This is a genomic window from Specibacter sp. BI4, assembly GCF_056680095.1.
The window spans coordinates 2,149,511-2,169,560 of record NZ_CM155265.1; the positions used below are offsets into that span (position 1 = coordinate 2,149,511).

Annotated in this window: 17 protein-coding genes and 1 tRNA gene; 12 read left to right on the plus strand and 6 right to left on the minus strand. The window is 63.9% G+C overall.

Features of this window, described 5'->3' with window-relative positions:
• Nucleotides 1-83: 83 nt before the first annotated feature.
• The 5 genes from AC1L6K_RS09845 to aceE all read right to left on the minus strand — a co-directional run bounded on the left by AC1L6K_RS09845 (nt 84) and on the right by aceE (nt 6,818).
• Nucleotides 84-332: an acyl carrier protein gene (locus AC1L6K_RS09845; protein ID WP_444531684.1), complete on the minus strand. Its 249-nt coding sequence runs from the start codon at nt 330-332 to the stop codon at nt 84-86.
• An 89-nt stretch (nt 333-421) separates the two neighbouring features.
• Nucleotides 422-1,483, minus strand: coding sequence for a beta-ketoacyl-ACP synthase III (locus tag AC1L6K_RS09850; RefSeq protein WP_480952506.1), 1,062 nt, complete (start codon nt 1,481-1,483; stop codon nt 422-424).
• Complete coding sequence (locus tag AC1L6K_RS09855) at nt 1,480-2,433, minus strand: ACP S-malonyltransferase (RefSeq protein WP_480952507.1); 954 nt, start codon at nt 2,431-2,433, stop codon at nt 1,480-1,482. Before AC1L6K_RS09855 ends, AC1L6K_RS09850 begins: the two co-directional genes overlap by 4 nt.
• Nucleotides 2,434-2,576: 143 nt before the next feature.
• Nucleotides 2,577-3,887 carry a PucR family transcriptional regulator gene (locus AC1L6K_RS09860; RefSeq protein ID WP_480952508.1) on the minus strand — a complete coding sequence of 437 codons (1,311 nt, stop codon included), beginning with the start codon at nt 3,885-3,887 and terminating at the stop codon, nt 2,577-2,579.
• 189 nt (nt 3,888-4,076) lie between these two features.
• A complete protein-coding gene (gene aceE, locus AC1L6K_RS09865) occupies nt 4,077-6,818 on the minus strand; it encodes a pyruvate dehydrogenase (acetyl-transferring), homodimeric type (protein WP_480952509.1) in 2,742 nt (913 codons plus the stop codon).
• 308 nt (nt 6,819-7,126) lie between these two features.
• Between aceE and AC1L6K_RS09870 the strand changes: the two genes are divergently transcribed.
• The 8 genes from AC1L6K_RS09870 (at nt 7,127) to AC1L6K_RS09905 (ending at nt 14,103) form a co-directional block, all read left to right on the plus strand.
• The gene (locus AC1L6K_RS09870) at nt 7,127-7,546 is read left to right on the plus strand and encodes a DUF3052 domain-containing protein (protein WP_480952510.1); all 420 of its coding nucleotides are present in this window, start codon (nt 7,127-7,129) and stop codon (nt 7,544-7,546) included.
• 13 nt (nt 7,547-7,559) lie between these two features.
• Nucleotides 7,560-8,039, plus strand: a complete 480-nt coding sequence (locus AC1L6K_RS09875; protein WP_480952511.1) for a peroxiredoxin — start codon at nt 7,560-7,562, stop codon at nt 8,037-8,039.
• 2 nt (nt 8,040-8,041) lie between these two features.
• Nucleotides 8,042-9,007 carry a Sir2 family NAD-dependent protein deacetylase gene (locus AC1L6K_RS09880; protein ID WP_480952512.1) on the plus strand — a complete coding sequence of 322 codons (966 nt, stop codon included), beginning with the start codon at nt 8,042-8,044 and terminating at the stop codon, nt 9,005-9,007.
• Nucleotides 9,008-9,078: 71 nt separating this feature from the next.
• Nucleotides 9,079-9,154, plus strand: a tRNA-Val gene (locus AC1L6K_RS09885).
• A gap of 109 nt (nt 9,155-9,263) precedes the next feature.
• A complete protein-coding gene (locus tag AC1L6K_RS09890) occupies nt 9,264-10,166 on the plus strand; it encodes an exonuclease domain-containing protein (RefSeq protein ID WP_480952513.1) in 903 nt (300 codons plus the stop codon).
• Nucleotides 10,167-10,302: 136 nt separating this feature from the next.
• Nucleotides 10,303-10,605 (plus strand): hypothetical protein, encoded by a 303-nt coding sequence (locus AC1L6K_RS09895; protein ID WP_480952514.1) that lies wholly within the window; start codon nt 10,303-10,305, stop codon nt 10,603-10,605.
• Nucleotides 10,606-11,820: 1,215 nt separating this feature from the next.
• A complete protein-coding gene (locus tag AC1L6K_RS09900; protein WP_480952731.1) occupies nt 11,821-12,615 on the plus strand; it encodes an IclR family transcriptional regulator in 795 nt (264 codons plus the stop codon).
• Between the two features lie 129 nt (nt 12,616-12,744).
• Nucleotides 12,745-14,103 carry an MFS transporter gene (locus AC1L6K_RS09905; RefSeq protein WP_480952515.1) on the plus strand — a complete coding sequence of 453 codons (1,359 nt, stop codon included), beginning with the start codon at nt 12,745-12,747 and terminating at the stop codon, nt 14,101-14,103.
• 276 nt (nt 14,104-14,379) lie between these two features.
• Here AC1L6K_RS09905 and AC1L6K_RS09910 read toward each other — a convergent pair whose 3' ends face one another.
• Entirely contained in the window at nt 14,380-15,444 is a 1,065-nt protein-coding gene (locus AC1L6K_RS09910; RefSeq protein WP_480952516.1) for a D-2-hydroxyacid dehydrogenase, read from the minus strand.
• Nucleotides 15,445-15,530: 86 nt separating this feature from the next.
• On the opposite strand from AC1L6K_RS09910, the gene AC1L6K_RS09915 reads away from it, so the two are divergent.
• From AC1L6K_RS09915 to gndA, 4 genes are all read left to right on the plus strand, one after another.
• Nucleotides 15,531-16,484: an NAD(P)-dependent oxidoreductase gene (locus tag AC1L6K_RS09915; RefSeq protein ID WP_480952517.1), complete on the plus strand. Its 954-nt coding sequence runs from the start codon at nt 15,531-15,533 to the stop codon at nt 16,482-16,484.
• A gap of 66 nt (nt 16,485-16,550) precedes the next feature.
• Nucleotides 16,551-17,321, plus strand: a complete 771-nt coding sequence (locus tag AC1L6K_RS09920; RefSeq protein ID WP_480952518.1) for an SDR family oxidoreductase — start codon at nt 16,551-16,553, stop codon at nt 17,319-17,321.
• A 4-nt stretch (nt 17,322-17,325) separates the two neighbouring features.
• Complete coding sequence (locus AC1L6K_RS09925) at nt 17,326-18,390, plus strand: L-idonate 5-dehydrogenase (RefSeq protein ID WP_480952519.1); 1,065 nt, start codon at nt 17,326-17,328, stop codon at nt 18,388-18,390.
• A 162-nt stretch (nt 18,391-18,552) separates the two neighbouring features.
• Nucleotides 18,553-20,004, plus strand: coding sequence for an NADP-dependent phosphogluconate dehydrogenase (gene gndA, locus AC1L6K_RS09930; protein ID WP_480952520.1), 1,452 nt, complete (start codon nt 18,553-18,555; stop codon nt 20,002-20,004).
• The last annotated feature ends 46 nt before the right edge of the window (nt 20,005-20,050 follow it).

Sequence of the window (20,050 nt, forward strand, 5' to 3'; positions counted from 1 at the left end):
TGATGTGGTTGGCCGGCGTCCTGCTTTCCGGCCAACCACCATGCCCTGTGCCGCTTGCGCAGACAGGGAGCAAAACTCGGGGCTTACTTGCCCTGTGCGGCTTCGATGAAGCTGACGGCGTCGCCAACGGTCTTGAGGTTCTTGACTTCCTCGTCCGGGATCTTCACGTCGAACTTCTCTTCGGCGTTGACAACAATCGTCATCATCGAGATGGAGTCGATGTCCAGGTCATCCGTGAAGGACTTGTCCAGCTCAACTGCCTCCGGGGCGAGACCTGTCTCTTCGTTGACGATTTCGGCCAAACCAGCCAGGATTTCTTCGTTGCTAGCCATTGACGGCTCCTTTTCATTATGTGCTGTGATCAAGGACTTGATCTTTTCAGGCATGATGATCAAACCACGGATGTGGTCAGATACGTTTGTTAGGGCAGGCGCACCACTTGGGCGCCAAACACCAGTCCGGCACCAAAGCCGATCTGAAGCGAAAGTTTACCGGAGAGCTCGGGGTTCTCCGCGAGCAGGCGGTGTGTTGCCAGCGGAATCGAGGCGGCCGAAGTGTTGCCGGCGTCGGCAATGTCGCGGCCAATGATGACGTGCTCAGGCAATTTCAGCTGCTTGGCCAGCTCATCGATGATGCGCATGTTGGCCTGGTGTGGCACAAACGCGCCGAGATCGGCTGCCGTGATGCCCGCGTCTGCAAGCGCCTTCTTGGCCATCTTAGCCATTTCCCACACGGCCCAGCGGAACACGGTCTGGCCGTCCTGGCGCAGCGTCGGCCACAGCGTGGAATGCGCCTCGTCGGCGGCGGCGAGGGCGACGCCGTCGCCCTTCATGGCCTGCTCGCTGAAGTCGCGGATGTCCAGCTGGGAGTGCGTCATGCCGATGGTGTCCCACTTGCTGCCGTCGGAACCCCACACGGTGGGGCTGATGCCCGGCTCGTCCGAGGGGCCGATGACGACGGCGCCGGCGCCGTCGCCGAGCAGGAAGGAGATGGTGCGCTCGTGGTTGTCGATGACATCCGAGAGCTTTTCGACGCCGATGACCAGCACGTATTCGGCTGTGCCGGAGCGCACCAGGGCGTCACCCTGGGCCACGCCGTAGCAGTAACCGGCACAGGCAGCTGAAATGTCAAAGGCCGGGGCCGGTGCAGCTCCGAGCCGTTCGGCGATCAATGCGGCAGCCGACGGCGTCGCGTAGGGGTGCGTGACAGTCGAGACGAGGACGGCACCGATCTGGGACGCCTCAATGCCGGCGTGCTTGATGGCCTCGGCGCCTGCGCCCACGGCCATGTCCACGACGGAGACGTCCTTGGGTGCCCGGTGGCGGGTGATGATGCCGGTGCGCTGCTGGATCCACTCGTCGGAGGAGTCGATCCACTGGCACACATCCGCGTTCGTGACGATCTCGGACGGGCGGTAGGCGCCTATGCCCAGGATGGTGGATCCGGCGCGCAGGGTGTGTTGTTTCAGTGTCGGGGTGCTCACAGTGTTCCTTCTTGGGGCGCGGAGTGTGCTGCCAGCAGGTCCTGGGCAGCTTGAAGATCATCGGGCGTTTTCACGGCAACCGTGGCAATGCCGGGGATGCCGCGCTTGGCCAGGCCGGTCAGTGTTCCGGCCGGGGACAGTTCAATCAGCCCCGTCACGCCCATGGCGGCCATGGTTTCCATGCACAAGTCCCAGCGGACCGGCCGCGACACCTGGGCGATGAGGGACTGCAGTGCCGCGTCCCCGGAAGGCACGACGGCGCCGTCGTAGTTCGACAGCAGCGGCACCGTGGGTGCGTGGGTGGCAAGCGACGGGGCAAGGGCCTCCAAGGCCGAAACCGCGGGTGCCATGTGGTGGGTGTGGAAGGCGCCGGCAACCTGCAGCGGGATGACCCGGGCCTTGGCCGGCGGGGCAGCCACCAGTGCGGCGATCTGCTCCAGCGTGCCGGCGGCAACCGTCTGGCCGTTGGAGTTCATGTTCGCGGGCGTCAAGCCGGCCGCGGCAATGGCGGCGGCGACCTCGTCGGCATCCCCGCCGACAACTGCCGCCATCCCTGTGGGAGTTGCCGCTGCGGCGTCGGCCATGCGGTTGGCACGCTCGCGCACAAACGCCATGGCATCGGCGCTGGAGAGGGTTCCCGTCAGGGCGGCAGCGGTAATTTCACCCACCGAGTGCCCGGCGACAACCACCGGTCGGGAGGCAAGGGCTGCGGGGGTGTCGTCGCCCAGAAGGGCCCGGGCCGTGATGAGACCTGCTGCCACGATCAAGGGCTGCGCGACGGCGGTGTCCTTGATGGTCTCGGCGTCCGAGGTGGTGCCGTGGGCCAGCAGGTCAATCCCCGCAGCGTCGCTCAGGGCGGCCAATTGTTCCTGCACACCCGGGCGTTCAAGCCATGGGGAAAGGAAGCCGGGGGATTGGGAGCCCTGTCCAGGGCAGACTATTGCAAGCACATTTACCAGCTTTCCAAACTTAACGGCATTTTCACGGTGTTTTCATGCACCAAGCTCTTCTGCACAATTTGTAGGAAGTCTACAATATCGGTGTCCGCAGGGCGCCATCGGTGACTTTTTTTGGGCGAAAAAGGACTAACTGCTCAGCTTTTGCCCTTGCCGCGGGCAGTCGCTGTCCGGCTGCCAGACACGGTGTGTGCCGGGGCCGTGGCGGGTGTTTGTTTGGCCGGTGTGGCCAGCCGGCCCACGATGAGGGCTGTCTGCAGGACAAACGCCTCCCGGGGGATCAGCGGGTCCCAGCCCGTGACGTCACAGACGCGGCGCAGCCGGTAGCGGACGGTGTTGGAGTGCACAAATAGCTCACGGGCGGCGGCTTCCAGGGAATGACCGCCCTGGAGGTAGCTGCTGAGGGTTTCGATCAGGCCGTTGGAGGCGGCAACCAGGGGCCGGTGGATGCCGAGCAGCAGTGCCCGCCGGGCTGATTCGTCGCCGCCGATCACACGTTCAGGCAACAGGTCGTCGGCGGAAACGGGGCGGGGCGCCGAGGACCAGCCCCTGACCACTGAAATGCCGGCAAACGCCGCCTGGGCTGAGGCCGTGGAGTCTGCCAGAGTTGCCGCAAGCGGTCCGTAAACAACCGGCCCCGGGGCGAAGAGTTCGCTGAGCCGGACGTAGGCAGACTCCGGAGTGGTGACATTGCCGAGCACGAGGATCAGCTTGTCGCCTTGAATGCCCACCATGACGTCTTCGGCGTAGCGTCCGGCGGCGCGGCGCAAGGTTGCCAGGAACAAGGGATTGGGTTCCGACGGGGCCGGCCCCACCATGATGGTGAAGCGCCCCTGGGAGGTCCAGCCCAGGGCTGACATGCGTGATTGCAGGGCGTCGGCGTTTTCCCCGCGCAGGATGCCGTCAACAGCCAGGGCCTCCAGCCGGGTGTCCCAGGCACCGCGATTTTCCGCAGCACGGGCATAGACGTCGGCTGCGGCAAAGGCCACCTCCCGCGAATAGCGCAAGACAGCTTCCCGCAGGTCAACCTGCTCCTCCGGTGCCGCCAGTTCCGGGACCCTGTCTTCGACGACCTGGACCACCGTGCGGATCAGCTGCAAGGCGCGCTGCAGGCTGATGGAGCGGGTCAACTCGGTCGGGGCTGTGCCAAACACGTCCGACAGGACCCAGCTGGGCGACGACGGGTGTTCGTACCAGGACACAAACGCGGTGATGCCATTTTGTGCCACCATGCCCAGTGCCGAGCGTTCGTCGGCGCTGAGCCGGCTGTACCAGGGGAGTGTCCTTTCAAGCTCCTTGTGCATCATCGTGGAGAGCGTGCCAACGCTTGCCCTCAGCCGCTGCAAGGTCTCGGACGTGCCCGTGATTCCGCTGCGCCGGTGCTGTGCCTGATTGCCGGCGGAGTCTTTTTCCGGTGGCGGTGCCGCCGGCGTGTTCTGTGCTGCCATGTCTTGAGGATATGTCCTTATTGCCCGCAGGCGTTATTTGTGTGAACCCCACAAGTTTGGCGGCGGATGCTGGAGCGCAATTGCCGCGGACATGCGACTTAACGAAGAACGGGTGGTTGGTGTTGCTGTGGATGTTCCACAGCAACACCAACCACCCGTCAGTCGGACGCCGTCAGTCGGCCGTTAGTGTCAGCTGTCGCCTCCGGCGTTGCCGGTGGTGCCTGCGTTGACGTTGAGCAGGTCGTATTTGGCGGCTGCCTGGCGCGGTGCGTCGGCATCCACTTCGCCGCGTTGGGCCAGCATCTGCAGGGTTCGGACGACTACTGAGTGGGAGTCGATCTTGAAGAAGCGCCGGGCCGCTGCCCGGGTGTCGGAGAAGCCGAAGCCGTCCGCGCCCAGGGTCGCGAAGTCATTGGGCAGGAACTGGCGGATCTGGTCCGGCACTGCCTTCATGTAGTCGGTAACAGCGACCACGGGTCCGTGTGCGTCAGCCATTTTGGCGGTGACGTACGGGACACGCGGTTCGTTCTCTGGGTGCAGGAAGGAATCTTCCTCGGCCGCGAGGCCGTCGCGACGCAGCTCGGTCCAGGACGTCACCGACCAGACATCGGCGGCAACACCCCATTCCTGGGCCAGGATCTGTTGTGCTTCCAGCGCCCACGGAACGGACACACCGGAGGCCAGCAGTTGGGTGCGTGGTCCTTCGGTCTCGGCCTTCTTGAGCAGGTAGATGCCCTTGGTGATGCCTTCAACGTCCATGTTCTCCGGCGCCTTGGGCTGGATGATGGGTTCGTTGTACACGGTGAGGTAATACATGACGTTGGGATCGGTTGAATCCTTGCCGTACATGCGTTCAAGGCCGGCGTGCATGATGACACCGATCTCGTAACCGTAGGCCGGGTCGTAGCTGACCACTGCCGGGTTCGTGGCGGCCAAGATCGGGGAGTGCCCGTCAGCGTGCTGGAGCCCTTCACCGGTCAAGGTCGTACGTCCCGCGGTGGCACCGATGATGAAGCCGCGGGTCATTTGGTCCCCGGCTGCCCAGAAGGAATCACCGGTGCGTTGGAAGCCGAACATGGAGTAGAACACGTAGATCGGGATCAACGGTTCGCCGTGGGTGGCGTACGCGGTGCCGGCGGCGGTGAACGCTGCCACGGAACCGGCTTCGTTGATGCCTGCGTGCACGATCTGGCCCGAGATTGATTCCTTGTAGGCCAGGACGAGATCGCGGTCCACGGAGAGGTAGTTTTGTCCGTTGGGGTTGTAGATCTTCGCGGTCGGGAAGAACGCGTCGATGCCAAAGGTGCGTGCCTCATCCGGGATGATCGGCACAATGCGCTGGCCGATGCCTTTGTCGCGCATGAGGTCCTTGAGCAGGCGCACGAAGGCCATGGTCGTGGCCGCGTGTTGCTTGCCGGAGCCACGGTTGGCAACCTCGTAGGTTTTATCTCCAGGGAGCTCGAGTTCGGTGTGGGTGTTGCGGCGTTCGGGGACGAATCCGCCGAGTGCTTGGCGGCGTTCCATCATGTACTGGATTTCCGGGGTTTCCATGCCGGGGTGGTAGTACGGGGGACGGTACGGATCCGCTTCGAGTACCTCATCGGTGATGGGCAGGCGCAGGTGGGTGCGGAAGTCCTTGAGGTCCTGGAGGGTGAGTTTCTTCATTTGGTGCGTGGAGTTGCGCGCCTCGAAGTGGGTGCCCAGGCCGTAGCCCTTCACGGTGTGGGCCAAGATGACTGTGGGCTTGCCCTTGAACTCGGTTGCTGCCTTGTAGGCGGCGTAGACCTTGTGGTAATCGTGGCCGCCGCGCTTGAGGTTCCAGACCTCGTCATCGGAGAGGTGTGCGGCGAGTTCCTTGGTTTGCGGAGTCTGGCCGAAGAAGTGCTCGCGCACGAATCCGCCGGACTCTGCCTTGTACGTTTGGTAGTCGCCATCGACAGTGGTGTTCATGACGTCCACGAGGGAACCGTCACTGTCACGGTCCAGGAGGTCGTCCCATTCCCGGCCCCAGAGGACCTTGATGACGTTCCAGCCGGCACCGCGGAAGAACGCTTCGAGTTCCTGGACGATCTTGCCATTGCCACGGACCGGGCCATCGAGGCGCTGGAGGTTGCAGTTAATGACGAAGGTCAGGTTGTCGAGCTTGTCGTTCGCGGCGAGTTGGAGCAGGCCGCGTGATTCGGGCTCGTCCATTTCGCCGTCGCCCAGGAAAGCCCAGACGTGCTGGTCGGTGGTGTCCTTGATGCCGCGGTTGTTCAGGTACCTGTTGGACTGTGCCTGGTAGATCGCGTTCATCGGACCGATGCCCATGGACACGGTGGGGAATTCCCAGAACTCCGGCATCAGGCGCGGGTGCGGGTACGAGGAGAGTGCGTGGCCCTCGTGGGACTTTTCCTGGCGGAAACCATCGAGGTCTTCCTCGGTGAGGCGTCCTTCCAGGAACGCGCGGGCGTACATGCCGGGGGAGGCGTGGCCCTGGAAGAATACCTGGTCACCACCGCCTGCATGGTTTTTGCCGCGGAAGAAGTGGTTGAAGCCAACCTCGTACAGGGTCGCGGCCCCGGCGTAGGTGGAGATGTGTCCGCCAACACCGATGTCGGGGCGCTGGGCCCGGTGGACCAGCACGGCGGCGTTCCACCGCAACCAGGTACGGTACTTGCGCTCGATTTCTTCGTTGCCGGGGAACACGGGTTCCTGGTCGGCAGGGATCGTGTTCACATAGTCAGTGGTCGTGACCATGGGCACGCCAACGCTTTGAGCGCCGGCCCGCTGCAGCAGGCTACGCATAATGAACTGGGCACGCTCGGTGCCACGTTCCTGAATCAACGAATCCAAGGACTCAAGCCATTCGGCAGTCTCTTCCGGATCGCGATCAGGCAGCTGGTTAGTCAACCCGCTAAGGATATGGGAGTTCTGGTCTCCTGCAGCCACGTCCAACCTCTCTTAAAAGCAGTGTGGGGCGCCCAATGCTGTGGCCTTGGGCGTGTACAAACACTCTAGACCGCAGTTACCCGTTGTGCGTAGCTGCGCCGGCCGCATGACCGCGTGCCGGACCCCGGCGGCCGTCCACTGCAAGGAACTCACAGCCGGCTTCGTAATATAAATCACAATGCGACGGGGTTCCTTGCGGGAAGTTTGTGGCTATCCGCTATTAAGTAGGGGCAACACGGGCACAGCCCCTAGACTGGGGTTACTGACCAACAACCAGCGCGCAAGCGTTGACCGCAGGAGGAAATAACGTGAGTGAGGCCGACGCCGGCACTGTTGCCAAGGTGGCAGGCAAATTGGGGTTCAAGGACGAGGATCTTGTCCAGGAACTCGGATACGACGACGACGTTGATTTTGGGCTGCGCGACAGCATTGAGGACCTAATCGGGTCCGAAATGTTCGACGAGGATGATCATGACGTTGTGGACGCCGTCATCTTCTGGTGGCGTGCAGACGACGGCGACTTGGTGGATTCCCTGGTGGATTCACTGATAACACTGGATGAGGGCGGGGTGGTATGGATCCTGACACCCAAGTCGGGCCGGGAAGGTTACGTCCCGCCGTCGGACATTCAGGAAGCGGCGCCCACTGCCGGGCTGCACGTCACCACCACCGCCGGCGTTTCCACGGATTGGGCGGCAACCCGCCTGGTTCCGCGCAAGCGCCAATAGGACTGGTTTGCCCGTGAAGCACGACGGCGGCGCGCACCCAGGCTTGGCTGTGGGGGACATTGCTCCCGACTTTTGCCTGCCAAACCAGTTTGGTGAGCCAATTTCGCTGGCCGGACTGCGTGGCACCGCCGTCGCCATCGTGTTTTATCCCTTTGCGTTTTCAGGGATTTGCACGGGTGAGTTGTGCGAACTGCGCGACAACTTTGCCGATTTCGCTGACGCCGGCGTGCGGTTGCTGGCCATTTCCGTGGACAGCAAATATACGCTGCGTGCCTATGCGGAGAGTGAAGATTACGCCTTCGACCTGCTGGCCGACTTTTGGCCCCACGGCGAAGCCGCCAAATCCTACGGGGTGTTTGACGAGACCCGCGGCATCGCCGGGCGCAGCACCTTCTTGCTCACTGCCGACGGGGTCATCGCTGACATGTTCAGCACCCCCGCCGGGCAGGCCCGTCCGCTCGGACGGTACCGGCAGGCGCTGGAGCAGCTGTAGCCATGGACAACGTGCGTCCGGGCATCGGCGAGACGGCCTTCGTGCAGCGCAATTCCGGGACGGGGGGTCCAGCGCTGCAGGCGCCCGGTGCGATTGGCACCGGTTTGGCCGACGCCGACATGGCGGCACTTGACGGTGTTGCCACACTGCTGCGCCGGCACCCTGCAGCCCTGCTGACGGGGGCGGGGCTGAGCACCGATTCGGGAATACCCGACTACCGCGGCCCCAATTCCCCTCCGCGACAACCCCTGACCTACCAGGAATTCATGGCTGATCCCCTGCTGCGCCAGCGGTATTGGGCAAGGAATCATGTCGGATGGGCGCACATGCACCACGCCGTGCCGAATGCCGGGCACCTTGCAGCAGCCGCGCTGCGTGCGAGCGGGCACCTGACAGGCATCATTACGCAAAATGTTGACGGCCTGCACGGGGATGCCGACACCCCCGCCGTCGTGGATTTGCACGGCCGGTTCGACCGGGTCGTGTGCATGGGCTGCAACAACACGTACTCGCGGACATTTATTGCGGTCATTCTCACCGAACTCAATCCCGGCTTCCTAGCGGCAGTCTCCGGGGCCGGCGGGGTGTCGGCGGCGCCCGACGCGGATGCGGACCTTGAAAGTGAGAAGCTCATTGCCGAATTCAACGTGGCCAAGTGTCCCTTGTGCGGCGGGCTGCTGAAACCGGATTTTGTGTTCTTTGGTGAAAACGTGCCCAAGGACAGGGTTGCGCGGTCCTTCGAGCTGGTTGACGCGGCCGGATTCCTGATGGTGGCAGGCTCGTCGCTGGCCGTCATGAGCGGGCTGAGGTTTGTAAAAAAGGCCAATAAGGACGGCAAGCCCGTGGTGATCATCAACCGGGGTGCAACACGCGGGGACCCGCTCGCCGACGTGAGGTTGGAGGCGGGTGTGGGGGAGAGCCTGGGCTACCTCGCTGATGCGCTGGGACTCGATTGGCGCAATCGCTGAATCATCATGTACAGTAGTTTCTCGTTGGTCAGGCCGACAAGCACAAAGCTTGGAAGTCTGAAGCAATGAATGGGTCTTTAGCTCAGCTGGTAGAGCGCCACGTTTACACCGTGGATGTCATCGGTTCGATCCCGGTAGGACCCACCACTGAAGAACCCGCGGCATCAAGGCAGCAGCCTTGATACCGCGGGTTTTTTGTTTCCGGCAGACCGTCCGGGCAGGGATGCGCAGCGGTGCGCAGCAACAGGGGGAAAGCATGCAGGGGATTTCTTTTACAGCCATCGACTTCGAGACGGCCAATAACTTCCGTGCCTCGGCATGCGCCGTGGGCCTGACAAAGGTTCGGGCCGGAGTCGTCGTTGAGCAGGCAGCATGGCTGATGAATCCGCTGCCTGGTTATCGCGATTTCCACCCCGTCAACGTGGGCATCCACGGCATCACCGCCAGCCAGGTGCGCAACATGCCCGACTGGACCGGCATTCACGGTCCCATGATGGACTTCATAGATGGCGACGCCCTGGTGGGCCACAATGTCAGCTTTGAGAAGTCGGTCATTTCCAAGGCCAACGAGGTGTGCGGGCTCCCTGCGCCCGCCCTGGACTTTCACTGCACACTTGCCCTGGCCCGGAAGCATCTGGAATTGGCCCACTACACGCTCTCTGATGTCGTCGGCGCCCTGGAACTCCCCGCATTCAACCACCACGATGCCGGTGACGATGCGCGTGCCAGTGCTCTTATCGCCATTGAACTGGCCCGGCGCAACGGTGCCGCCAGCCTGGACGCACTGTGGCCGGCCGGCACCAAGGCTGCTGCCAAGATGCCCAGCTACTACGCGCCCGGCTATGCGCGGAAACTGGCGGACCTGCCGCAGGCAAATCCAGCGGCCAATCCCCATGGGCCGCTTTTTGGGCAGACAATTGTTTTCAGCGGAGACTTGGCCGCCCTGCCGCGAACTGAAGCGCAAGACGCTGCGGCAGCAAAGGGTGCCACGATTGCCAACAGCACCACAAAGAAGGTCACCATGGTGGTCAGCGCGGAATTGGAACGTGGCGGCCCACCCAGTGGCAAGGTCAAGCGCGCCCTTGAACTTGGCGCGGCCGGGCAGGATATTCAGGTCATCAGCGAATTGCAGTTCCTGCGCCTGATGGCGTTCAAGTAGCAGAGCCGGCGCTCAACGCCGGGCCCGGAGGGGAACCGCCTGCGCTGCCACCTCCCCGGGCCTGATGGTGTCAAGGCGCTGCACGGGAGCCATCCCGGGCACCGGAATGTCAGACCCTGCCCGTAGCGTACGGGGCATGAAGACAGTCGTGGAAGAAATACTGGTAAGAACCGACCCTGCCGGGGTGCCGACGGCTGTGCACCGCAATGGCCGGGTGTGGATCGTGGGGGCTGAGCCTGTGCGCTGGTATGAGCGGATCGAGTGGTGGAAACACGCGCAGCGGATGCCCAAGGGCCAGGGACGCGTGGATGTCCAAGTGTGGCGCCTGCAGGCCCGACTGGGCCAAAACCTGCGCAGCGAGCTCGTGACCATGGACCTGGAGCGCGACTTTGACGGCGGGACCTGGCGAATGCGCGGCCCCCTGCAAATGACCGGATGAAGCATTGGCCGCGGCGGTTCGGCCCAAGTGAACGGGGTTCAGGTGACAACACCAACCACGGAAGACCACAGTGCCGCTTAAAGTGAAAGGTTCCCCGCCACAGCTATTGGGGGACGCTGTGGTGGGGAACCAGTACTAAAAATATAACAACTGAAATTGCAAGATGCAAACTGACACGCTCAATTGCCAGATTGCTCCCAGCTCGGTTCCAGACAGCGGTCATGAACGAATACAGGCACGGGCCCGGGGAAATTTCGTGGCGGTCGGGCCTCCCGGGGAGCGCCTGCAGGGCCTTCGGGGGAGCAACGGGGGAGCGCCGGGGCTGCTGGCTGACCAGCTGACGGGGTCGCAGTCCCGCCGTGGGGAGCGGGCGTTGGAGTCGCCGCAGTCTTGCTTGCGGTTGCCTGCTGTCGGTTGCCCTGGCGGGCCCGCGGGAACGCGCCCTGAACGTGGGTACTTCGCCGCCAACTCGCGCGTGGCAAGGTGGGAGTTTAGAAATACGGGCTTTCGTGGCCCTTCCCTGGGCGATTCAGGAGTTCAGCCGCCACCATGGCTGTCAGTTTTCAAGCCACTTTCGCCCGGGATGTCGTCGGCAGGGACTCAGGGCGTTCCGTCGTGGTCCTACTGACGTCTTTTGGGCTGCCGGATCATTCGATCCAGACGGATCAGCCGGGTGGAGATGGAAATACGCGCCGAGAATGGGTCGAACCCTCGTAGTTCTGCAGCAATTTCATCGAGAATGGTTCAAGCCCGCGAGAAGGCGCATCTTCGACGCATTCTCGCGACTCAGGGGCATTCTCGGCGCAGCACACACCCTCCGGCACGAGTTTCCCGTACCGCTGCGAAAGGAGGCTCGGACCGTGGCCCGTATCTGCGCGAGGGTTCGCCAAAACAGCCCTTTATCTGCGCGAGGATCGGAAGGTGCCACGATGAACTCACCCATGGAAGCGGGGGGGCGCTTGGCCGTGTTCAGAAGCGCCGGCACTTAAATTGGAGGACCTTCCACTGTGGCTATTGGGGGACGCCACAGTGGAAGGTCTGCACACGAATATACCGCTCGCGGGGCCAAAAGACAATACCGGACGTTCTACCTCCGGCTATGGACAGTATGATGGAAATTGTTCACTGCAATGAACTGCGGTCTTGCAGTTGAACGCCTGGCCCGGGGGATTCCCGGGCCGCAGCCTTCAGCGTCGAGGAAGCCACGTGAGCGAAATTCAGGTCAAGTCCCAGAAGAGCAGTGACATTCGGGCCAATGCAACCCCGGCGCCTGCCGTAACCCGGGCGGCGGCCGTGCTTGACGCGTTGGCGGCGTCAACGGTGGGACGGTTGACCCTCAGTGACCTGGCCCGCGAATTGGGCATCCCCAAATCCTCGACCTCCAACCTGTTGCAGGCCTTGGAGGACACACAGCTGATCACGCGGCTCGGCTCCGACTACGCCCTTGGTGTGAAGTTGGTGGAACTTGGCGCCGCGTACCTCAGCCGCCGGGACGAAGTGCGGGAGTTCTACCGCTTCTGCGAGCAGGCTCCTGTGCTTAAGGGGGAAACGGTGCGCATCGCGATGCTCGACGGCGACAATGTCATCTACCTGGCCCGACATGAGGGGCACCCTGCCGTCAGGCTGACCTCAAACATTGGCGACAAGATGCCAGTGACGCTGTGCGCAGTGGGCAAGGTGCTGGTTTCCAGGCTGCACGACCATGACCTTGAGCAGCTTTTCCCGGACGACGCTGCGTTGCCCGTCATGACACCGAAGTCCCTGCGGACCGGCCGTGAGCTCAAGGCTGAGATTGCTCAAATTCGGGCCCAGGGCTATGCGCTTGAGGACGAGGAATCCACCCTGGGTGTTGTGAGCCTCGGTGTGGCCGTGCCAACGCGGGGATCCCATGGTCCAAGCCTGGCCGTTTCCGTGACCGCCCTGAAGGCGACCTTCTCGGAGGAGCAGCGTGCGGCCATGGTGCGAGAGTTGACGGAGCTGACCAAAATGCTCGGAAATCCGATGGGCTAGCAATAAATAAACATTTCCCTTGGCGATGTGTTCACAGTAATGTACGCTGTTCAACATAGTGATCGACCTCATAGGTCGTTGTCGCCTGCCTGAACCAATGGTGGTTTGGGGAGATTCAAGGGAGAACCAGTGACTACACAGCCTTTACAGCCCACCCGCCCCTCCGCGGACCTTGCGGATGACAAGGTGGATCCGGAGCAGCTGCGGCGGGCCACCTTGGCCAGCTCGGTTGGCTCGGCGCTTGAGTATTACGACTTTTACATCTTCGGGCTGGCGACCGCGTTGATCTTCGGCCCGCTCTTCTTTGCCCCGCTGGGTGCAACAGGGGCCCTGCTCGCAGCCTTCGGCACCTACGGTGTTGGGTTCGCGGCCCGCCCGTTCGGTGGCTTGATCTTCGGCTACATCGGCGACCGCTTCGGCCGCAAGCAGGTTCTGCTGCTCACCGTCGGGCTCATGGGCGGGGCATCCTTCGCGATTGGGCTGCTGCCGACGTATTCGCAGGCCGGCATGCTGGGTGCCATCCTGCTGGTGATCCTGCGGATCGTCCAGGGACTTGGAGCCGGGGCCGAGCAGGCCGGGGCAACCACCCTCATCTCCGAAGTTGCCCCGCGCAAACGCCGCGGCTTCTTCGCGGCCCTGCCGTTCGTGGGCATCCAAATCGGCACCCTGCTGGGCGCGGGCACCTTCGCGCTGCTGGGCATGGCCCGTCCCGAGGTGCTGGAAGGCTGGCTCTGGCGCGTGCCGTTCCTGGCCAGCGTCCTGCTGATCGCCGTCGCCATCTACATCCGCCTCAAGCTCAAGGAAACACCCGTCTTCCAGGAGCTGGAGAAGCGCAAGAACGTCACGAAGAACCCGCTGGGCGTGCTGTGGCGCAGCTCCAAAAAGAACGTGCTGATCGGGATCGGGCTGCGCATGGGTGAGAACGGCAACTCCACCATCTACTCCACCCTGCTTGTCGGCTACATGGCGGCCCAGGGCGGGATCTTCGAAGGCGACAAGTTCATCGGCCCCGTCGGCCTGCTCATCGCCGCCGGATTCTCCGCGGTCATGGTGATCACCTTCGGCGCCTTGTCCGACCGCGTGGGCCGCATCAAGGTGTACCGCTACGGTGCCCTGTTCCAGCTGGTGTTCGCCTTCCCGGCCTTCTACCTGATCTCCCTGGGCAACGTCACGCTGGTCTGGATTGTCATGAGCGTCGGCATTGCGCTTGGCGTGCAGTCAATGCTTGGCCCGCAGTGCGCCATGCTGCCCGAGCTGTTCGGGGCCACGCACCGCTTCACCGGCGTTGCCATGAGCCGGGAAATCTCGGCGGTGTTCGCCGGCGGGATCGCCCCGTTCGTGGGCGGGGTGCTCCTGGCCGTCACCAACCAGTCGTGGATGGTGCTGGCCGGCTACTCGCTGGTCCTGGCGGCGATCTCCTTCGCCACCACCTTTGTCGCCCCGGAAACCGTGGGCCGCGACCTCAACCTTGTCGAGGACGCCACTTAACCCGGGGCTCCGCACCTCACCACCGCGTACACGGCGCCTGCCTTGGCAGGTGCCGTGTGGCATTTAATGGGCCCCTCGCTCGTCCAGGCACGACGCCGGACCCGCACCCGCCGCGGGACCCTCACCTTGCGCTGGGGCCGGCCCGCCGCCGGCTGGCAGTGAAAGGGAAGATCGCCCGCTGGCTGCCGCGCGAGGACGGGCCATCCGCCGTCGATCTTCATGCGGGCACACAAAAGGGGAGCCTCCTGCACTGGAGGCTCCCCTTTGGGGTTGGGCTTAGTAGAAGTGGACGGGATCCACGGCGTGCAGCAGCGTCCCGCCGGCTTGGAAGCGCTTGAGGTTCTCAATGAAGCGCTCGGCAATCAGGCGGTTCTCCGCGGCACTCAACGCCGAGGTGTGGGGCGAAACCATGACGCGCGGGTGCTCCCACAGGGGGCTCGCGGCCGGCAGGGGCTCCACGGCAAACACGTCGAGGCAGGCGTAGGAGACCTGGCCGTTGTCCAGGGCTGCCAGGAGTGCATCCTCGTCAATGACGGTGCCGCGGCCAACGTTGACAAGCACGGTGCCGGGCTTCATGGCGTCGAAGATTTCGGAGTTGATCATCTTCTCCGTGTAGGGCGTTCCCGGGAGGGTGTTGATGAGGACGTCGGCCGTGGCCACGAGCCCGGGCAGTCCCGCCGTGTCCGTGACCTTGTCGATGCCGGCGATGGCTTCGATGCTGCGCTTGGTGCCGCTGACGTTCATGCCCAGGGCACGGGCCAGGCGTGCCGTTTCCAGGCCGATCTCGCCAAGGCCCGTAATGACCACATTGGAGCCGCTGGCCAAACGGGTGGGCGTGCGCAGCTCGGGCCAGTGTTTCGCTGTCTGGTCTGCGGCAAGCTCGGCGGTGCGCTTGATGCCGTTCAACGCTCCCATCATGGCGAATTCGGCCAACGGCAGGGCGTGGACGCCGGCGGAACTGGTGACGGTGATGCGGGCCAGGTCGTCGGCGGACAGCTTGGCTGCCTTGACGGCGCCGCCGGCCCCTGCTGCCATGGCTTGGATCCACTGCAGCTTGGTGCTCGATGCGATGGCGGCCAGGCCCGCCGCATTATCATTGGGAAGGCCGTAGAGCACATCGGCGCTGTTCAGCAGCTCCCAGTAGCGGGTTTCCTGCTCTGCCGAGCGCTGGAAGGCAGGGTCGCCGGCATGGTCGGCCGGGAACCGCTCCGGCGGCAGCAGCTCTGGTTCGTAGAAGACGGTGACTGCTGGATGGGCGGACCTGATGGCCTCCACGAGCTCGGCTTCGAGCGGGACGGCAATCGCGACGGTGAGATTATTAAGGGTCATGGTGTTCATCATACTGAATTGTGGATAGAATGCTGAACAAATGCGACGAACAATCTCGTCAGAAGCCCAAACCACAAAGTTGTGAGGACTGGTACCCAATGACCCGAGCCCCTTCATCCCCACCGGGCGACATCCCAGTGCCGGACGGCCAGGATGCACGGGGCAGGCAGCTCGGATTTGTCGGCCTGGGCCACATGGGCGCCCCGATGGCCGCCAACCTGCTGCGGGCGGGCTGGCCGCTTGCCGTCTGGAACCGTTCGGCGGCCGCCGTTGACGCCCTCGCCGCGCAGGGCGCCCACGCCGCCGCCACAGTTGCAGAGTTGCGCGACAGCCGCATCATCATTTTCATGCTGCCCGACCTGAGCTACATCGCCGACGCCGCCGCACCGCTGCTGGCCGCCTGGGGCGCGCTGCCCCCTGAGCCGGGAACCGTCGTCGTGGTTATGAGCAGCGTCTCGCCGCAGGCTGTGAAGACCTTTGGTGTCGAGGTGGCCCGGGTCAGCGCGGGCAACGCAGCTGTCATCGACGCTCCCGTCAGCGGCGGCACCGTCGGGGCGGAAAACGGCACACTGGCCATCATGGCCGGCGGTGCCGAGGAAGACTTTGCGCGGGCCCGCCCCGCGCTGGAAGCCATGGGAACCACTGTGCGCCTGCTGGGCGGCCTTGGTTCCGGATCGTTGGCGAAGGCCTGCAACCAGCTGTTGGTGGGAACCGCGACGGCGGCGCTTGCGGAGGCAGCCGAGCTTGCCGAACGCTCGGGCATGGATGTCACGGCGCTCTTTGAGGTCCTGGCCGGCGGACTGGCCGGCAGCCAGGTGATGAAGATTGTCGGCCCGCGCATTGCCGCCAAGGAGTATGCGCCGACAGGCCCGGCCAAGTTCATGCACAAGGACCTGGGCTTTGTGCTGGAAAGTGCACAGGCTGCGGAGTCCGCCGTGCCCATGACCGCTGCCGGGCACGCCCTCTACGGCACGTTGATACAACAGGGGCTGGGCGACCAGGATCTGGCAGTGGTCCGCGAAAGCATCGCCCGCCTCAGCGGCAAGGCATAACTCTCGCCTCAACCGGGGCGGGGGTGCAACAACTAAAAACTACTTCAGCAGCTAAGGAACCAAAGCATGAGTGGATTGTTTGACTTGACCGGACGCGCAGCCCTGGTGACGGGCTCCAGCCGCGGCATAGGCAATGCCTTGGCGCGCGGGCTTGCCGACGCCGGAGCGACAGTCGTCCTGCACGGCTTGGACCCGGAACGGCTGGCCGCCGCAGAAGCGGCGATGGCGGGCGATTTTCCGGCCGGCCGGATCCGATCCGTCGCTTTTGATGTCACCGATGACCAGGCAGCCGCCGAAGGCATCGCCTGGATCGAAGCCAATGTCGGGCCGCTGGAGATCCTCGTCAACAATGCCGGCATCCAGCACCGCGTCCCGCTCCTTGACCTGGATGTGAAGGACTGGAACAGGGTCATCAACACCGACCTGACGAGCGCCTTCCTCGTAGGTCGCGAAGCCGCCCGCGGCATGTTGGCCCGCGGCCGTGGAAAGATCATCAACATCTGCTCGGTCCAGACAGACCTGGCCCGGCCCACCATAGCCGCCTATACGGCAGCGAAGGGCGGGCTGCGGAACCTGACCCGCGCCATGACCGCCGAGTGGGCCGCCGGTGGACTGCAGATCAACGGCATTGCTCCCGGATACATCCACACGGAAATGACCCAAAACCTGGTCGACGACGAGAAATTCAATTCCTGGATCCTGGGCCGGACTCCGGCCAACCGGTGGGGCACTGTCGCCGACCTGGCGGGGCCCGCCGTGTGGCTGGCTTCCGATGCCTCCAATTTTGTAAACGGCCAGACCATCTTCATTGATGGCGGCATGACGGTAGTGGTTTAGAAAGATGGCACCTGTGACTGAGCACCCAACACTGCCCGCAACCGCGCCGGCCGTGGTGGCCCACGGCAAGGACGACCTGCGCATCGAGGAGGTGGCCCTGACCCCGCCACGGCCCGACCAGGCGGTCATTGACATTGCCTACGGTGGCATTTGCGGCTCGGACCTGCATTACTGGCTGCATGGCGCCGCGGGCGAGTCCATCATGAAGGACCCCATGGTTCTTGGGCACGAGGTTGTGGGCACCGTCATCCGCGCCGCTGCCGACGGGACCGGGCCCGCTGCCGGAACACCCGTGGCGGTGCACCCGGCCACGCCTGCCCCCGGTGCTGCCAAGTATCCGCTGGACCGGCCCAACCTGTCCCCGGGCTGCACCTACCTGGGCAGCGCGGCCCGGCACCCGCACACGGATGGCGCCTTCCTGCGTTACGCCAACCTGCCGGCACGCATGCTCCGGCCGCTCCCGGAGGCACTGCCGTTGCGCCAGGCCGCACTCGTGGAGCCGGCCAGCGTGGCCTGGCATGCAGTATCGCGGGCCGGTGACGTGTCCGGAAAGACGGCGCTGGTGGTGGGTTGCGGCCCCATCGGGGCACTGGCAGTCGCAGTGCTCAAGCGTGCCGGGGCCGCCCACATCACGGCGGTCGACATGCATGCGAAGCCGCTGGAGATCGCCGCTGCCGTGGGTGCCGACGTGACGCTGCAAGCCCCTGATGCAGCAACGATTGCTGCCGTGGAGGCCGACGTCGTCATTGAATCCTCAGGAAACCATTTCGGTCTCGCTTCGGCCATCAACGGTGCCGTGCGCGGCGGCCGGGTTGTCATGGTGGGCTTGCTCCCATCCGGTGAGCAACCGATTGCCATATCGTTGGCGATCACCCGTGAACTGGAGTTGGTGGGCTCGTTCCGCTTCAATGGCGAAATTGACGAGGTGATTGAGGCGCTGGCAGACGGCTCGTTGCGGGTCGACCCGGTTGTTACGCATGAATACGCGCTCAACGACGGACTCGAGGCCTTTGAAACGGCTCGAAATTCAGCCGAGTCCGGAAAGGTGCTCCTGAACTTCAGGGCCTAAGGCTGCGGTTTGGCATCCGGTTGCCATATTAAGGGACTTTATGCTGTTTGGGGCTCCGCGTGGCATCTTTGCGGCACGGCATCCGGATCGTGAAACAAACTGGGGAACGGGCGCCGTCCCGGATATGATTGGGGAAACTGTTCAAAATACTCTGGAGGTAGCATGTCTGCACAAATCGGCACCGCACAGATCGGTGTCACGGGTCTGGCTGTCATGGGCGCCAACCTGGCACGCAACTTGGCACGCAACGGATACACCGTTGCCCTGCACAACCGCTCGGTTGAAAAGACCGACGCACTGCTGGACGCCCACGGCACCGAGGGCGAGTTTGTTCGCACCGAAACCCTGGCCGAGCTCGTGGAGTCCCTGGAAAAGCCGCGCCGCGTGCTCATCATGGTCAAGGCCGGCGGTCCGGTTGACTCCGTGATCGATCAGCTCGTGCCGCTCATGGAGGCCGGTGACATCATCATTGATGGTGGCAACTCCAACTTCCAGGACACCCGGCGCCGCGAAGCTGCGCTGGCTGAGAAGGATCTGCACTTTGTGGGTGTTGGTGTTTCCGGTGGTGAAGAGGGTGCCCTGCTGGGCCCGTCCATCATGCCCGGTGGTTCCAAGGAGTCCTACGACGCGCTTGGCCCGCTGTTGGAAAAGATTTCCGCCAAGGTCGACGGCCAGCCCTGCTGTGCGTGGATTGGCACCGACGGTGCCGGCCACTTCGTGAAGATGGTTCACAACGGCATCGAATATGCCGACATGCAGGTCATCGGTGAAGCGTACGACCTGCTCCGCAGCGCTGCCGGCATTGAGCCGGCAGCGCAGGCAGAGATCTTCGGCAAGTGGAACGAAGGCCAGCTGGCCTCCTTCCTGATCGAGATCACCGCTGAAGTGCTGGGCCACGTTGATGCCAAGACCGGCAAGCCGCTGGTAGATGTCATCGTTGACTCCGCAGGGCAGAAGGGCACGGGCCGCTGGACGGTTCAGTCCGGCCTGGACCTGGGTTCGCCCATCTCCGCGATCGCCGAGTCCGTGTTCGCCCGCGGCCTCTCCAGCCAGCGCGACCAGCGCGCCATTGGCCAGGAAGTTCTGGCCGGGCACGAGGTTGCCGTGGAACTGGGGACCGACTTCGTTGAAGACGTCCGCCAGGCACTCTACGCATCCAAGCTGATCAGCTACGCGCAGGGCATCGACATGCTCAACAGCGCAGCCAAGGAATACAACTGGGACCTGAAGCTGGACGAGATCGCCTCGCTGTGGCGCGGCGGCTGCATCATCCGCGCCGAGCTGCTCAAGGACATCACCAAGGCCTACGCCGCTGACGAGAAGCCGGCCAACCTGCTGTTCGCCCCGGCCTTTGCCGCCGAAATCGCCGAGGTCCTCCCGGCCTGGCGCCGCGTGGTTTCCACCGCCGTCCAGCTCGGCATCCCGGTACCGGTGTTCTCCTCCTCGCTGGCGTACTACGACGGCCTGCGCCGCAAGCGCCTGCCCGCCGCCCTGACCCAGGGCCTGCGCGACCTCTTCGGCGCCCACACGTACAACCGTGTCGACGTGGAAGGCACGTTCCACACCCAGTGGAGCGGCGACAAGTCCGAAATCAGCGCAGTCGACACCCACTAGTCACCACTGGCGCGGCGAAGCCGCCCACCATCTGGCCCGCAGTCGT